The sequence below is a fragment of the Proteus sp. CA142267 genome (assembly GCF_003336825.1).
GTDB classification, from domain to species: Bacteria; Pseudomonadota; Gammaproteobacteria; order Enterobacterales; family Enterobacteriaceae; genus Proteus; species Proteus terrae.
In genome coordinates, this window is record NZ_QPMG01000020.1 from 1 (window position 1) to 3,002 (window position 3,002).

The following is a 3,002-nucleotide window of genomic DNA, read 5'->3' on the forward strand; positions in this document are numbered from 1 at the left end:
CCTAGGTTAGAACATCAAACGTTAAAGGGTGGTATTTCAAGGTTGACTCCATGCAGACTGGCGTCCACACTTCATAGTCTCCCACCTATCCTACACATCAAGGCTCAATGTTCAGTGTCAAGCTATAGTAAAGGTTCACGGGGTCTTTCCGTCTTGCCGCGGGTACACTGCATCTTCACAGCGAGTTCAATTTCACTGAGTCTCGGGTGGAGACAGCCTGGCCATCATTACGCCATTCGTGCAGGTCGGAACTTACCCGACAAGGAATTTCGCTACCTTAGGACCGTTATAGTTACGGCCGCCGTTTACTGGGGCTTCGATCAAGAGCTTCTCCTTACGGATAACCCCATCAATTAACCTTCCAGCACCGGGCAGGCGTCACACCGTATACGTCCACTTTCGTGTTTGCACAGTGCTGTGTTTTTAATAAACAGTTGCAGCCAGCTGGTATCTTCGACTGGCTTCGGCTCCGTCCGCGAGGGACTTCACTTACCGCCAGCGTGCCTTCTCCCGAAGTTACGGCACCATTTTGCCTAGTTCCTTCACCCGAGTTCTCTCAAGCGCCTGAGTATTCTCTACCTGACCACCTGTGTCGGTTTGGGGTACGATTGTTGGTAACCTGAAGCTTAGAGGCTTTTCCTGGAAGCAGGGCATCAATTGCTTCACCACCTTAGTGGTTCGTCATCACACCTCAGCATTAAGTGACCGGATTTGCCTAATCACTCTGCCTACATGCTTGAACCGGGACGACCGTCGCCCGGACAACCTAGCCTTCTCCGTTCCCCCATCGCAGTTACCACCAGTACGGGAATATTAACCCGTTTCCCATCGACTACGCTTTTCAGCCTCGCCTTAGGGGTCGACTCACCCTGCCCCGATTAACGTTGGACAGGAACCCTTGGTCTTCCGGCGTGCGGGTTTTTCACCCGCATTATCGTTACTTATGTCAGCATTCGCACTTCTGATACCTCCAGCATACCTCACAGTACACCTTCGCAGGCTTACAGAACGCTCCCCTACCCAACGAACGTATCCTTAAATTCGCTTATCTGGCTTTCGCCTCGACTTTAATGGACGCATTGACGTCACTTCGTTCCGTCAATCGTTTTTCACTCAAACAAATTTAAGTGATACGTTCGCTGCCGCAGCTTCGGTGCATGGTTTAGCCCCGTTACATCTTCCGCGCGGGCCGACTCGACCAGTGAGCTATTACGCTTTCTTTAAATGATGGCTGCTTCTAAGCCAACATCCTGGCTGTCTGAGCCTTCCCACTTCGTTTCCCACTTAACCATGACTTTGGGACCTTAGCTGGCGGTCTGGGTTGTTTCCCTCTTCACGACGGACGTTAGCACCCGCCGTGTGTCTCCCGTGATAACATTCTTCGGTATTCGCAGTTTGCATCGAGTTGGTAAGTCGGGATGACCCCCTAGTCGAAACAGTGCTCTACCCCCGAAGATGAGTTCACGAGGCGCTACCTAAATAGCTTTCGGGGAGAACCAGCTATCTCCCGGTTTGATTGGCCTTTCACCCCCATCCACAAGTCATCCGCTAATTTTTCAACATTAGTCGGTTCGGTCCTCCAGTTAGTGTTACCCAACCTTCAACCTGCCCATGGATAGATCACCGGGTTTCGGGTCTATACCCTGCAACTCATTCGCCCAGTTAAGACTCGGTTTCCCTACGGCTCCCCTATACGGTTAACCTCGCTACAGAATATAAGTCGCTGACCCATTATACAAAAGGTACGCAGTCACCCCATAAAGAGGCTCCTACTGCTTGTACGTACACGGTTTCAGGTTCTTTTTCACTCCCCTCGCCGGGGTTCTTTTCGCCTTTCCCTCACGGTACTGGTTCACTATCGGTCAATCAGGAGTATTTAGCCTTGGAGGATGGTCCCCCCATATTCAGACAGGATAACACGTGTCCCGCCCTACTCGTCGAGTTCACAATAACAGCATCTTCGGATACGGGGCTATCACCCTTTACTGCCGGACTTTCCAGACCGTTCTCCTGATGCTGCTATTGATTAAGACTCTGGGCTGTTCCCCGTTCGCTCGCCGCTACTAGGGGAATCTCGGTTGATTTCTTTTCCTCGGGGTACTGAGATGTTTCAGTTCTCCCGGTTCGCTTCATGACGCTATGTATTCACGTCATGATAATATCCATTGGATATTGGGTTTCCCCATTCGGAAATCGTCGGGTATAACGGTTCATATCACCTTACCGACGCTTATCGCAGATTAGCACGTCCTTCATCGCCTCTGATTGCCTAGGCATCCACCGTGTACGCTTATTCGCTTAACCTCACAACCCGAAGATGTTTCTTCTCGAAGACGACTTTAAAGGTCATGGCTACACAAGCATCAATTCGTTGTTAGGCAGTGCTCGTAATGCTCACATACTTATGTATGCTGCGCTTACTGCGTGCTGGCCGCCTAGAATTGCTGTTGTTCGCTCATGACACTCGCCTTGGAGTATCACAAATTCAAGGTCTGAGATTTTGAGAGACTCATCAATATACCTCGGTGATATATTGATTTGTTTTCAATTTTTCAGCTTGTTCCAGATTGTTAAAGAGCAAAATAATTCGCAGTATACTATTGCTAATATACTCTGAATTATTGTTTTATATTCAAGAGATTATGGTGGAGCTAAGCGGGATCGAACCGCTGACCTCCTGCGTGCAAGGCAGGCGCTCTCCCAGCTGAGCTATAGCCCCATAATGCATTCTTTAATACCGTTTTGTTTCTCAGGTTTCTTTCTTATTGGAACTGTTCCTTTAAGTAAGAATTGAGCCAATCGCAGTGAGACAAGGCGTGAAGTCACGAAGTTTACATCAGTAAACGAGTGATTTCACAACGCAGTATCAATACGATTTGGTAGGCCTGAGTGGACTTGAACCACCGACCTCACCCTTATCAGGGGTGCGCTCTAACCACCTGAGCTACAAGCCTATACCGGTATTTCTGCTCGTTCTTCATCAGACAATCTGTGTGAGCACT

General features: G+C 49.3%; 2 tRNA genes and 1 rRNA gene. All 3 read right to left on the bottom strand.

The annotated features are described in order from the left end of the window. A 23S ribosomal RNA gene (locus C0T34_RS18015) occupies window positions 1-2,304 on the bottom strand; the annotation flags it as partial. A 339-nt stretch (window positions 2,305-2,643) separates the two neighbouring features. Then, window positions 2,644-2,719: transfer RNA gene (locus tag C0T34_RS18020), tRNA-Ala, on the bottom strand. Window positions 2,720-2,877: 158 nt separating this feature from the next. Beyond that, a tRNA-Ile gene (locus C0T34_RS18025) sits at window positions 2,878-2,954 on the bottom strand. Window positions 2,955-3,002: the final 48 nt, after the last annotated feature.